General features: G+C 66.1%; 1 protein-coding gene. It reads right to left on the minus strand.

Annotated features, from left to right (window positions below):
* Positions 1-493 (minus strand): transposase (locus tag CVV76_RS24460; protein ID WP_146010402.1); only part of this gene is annotated, 493 nt, incomplete at both ends.

Here is a 493-nt window from a genome sequence, read left to right on the forward strand (position 1 = left end):
AGGCTTGGGCTTTGGTGGCTTGTCCTTCCAGGCCTCGACCATCCTCGCGTAGGATGCTTCCGCGTTGGCGACGAGCTCCATCTCCCGGTGGCGGATCTCCTTAATCCAATAGTCGCGCCCCGGACCGGGCTTGTTGCCATGCTGCTTGGGCGCTCCGGCACGCAGCGCGAGCTTGCGCATCTTCATCCCCACAAAGGCCGGCCGTGCCCAGCGGTAGGGCTCCTCCTTCTTGAGCAGATGCCAGATCAGGACGGCGATCTTGCGCGCGGTGGCTACTGCGGCGACGTTCGCACCCTTGCGGTCCTTCACACGCAGGAAGAACGCCCTGAGTGGCCCCGGAACGCTCGCCGCAGACCAGGCCGCCTCGACCAGCATCGTTCGCGCCGTCGCATTGCCCTGCTTCGTAATCCGGCCGTGGATCGCTCGACCGGCGCCCGACTGACGTACGCTTGGCGTCAGGCCGAAGTAGCTCGCCAGCTTCTGCGGCGTGGCA

Origin of the sequence: Acidimangrovimonas sediminis (genome assembly GCF_002871005.1) — a bacterium.
GTDB classification, from domain to species: Bacteria; Pseudomonadota; Alphaproteobacteria; order Rhodobacterales; family Rhodobacteraceae; genus Acidimangrovimonas; species Acidimangrovimonas sediminis.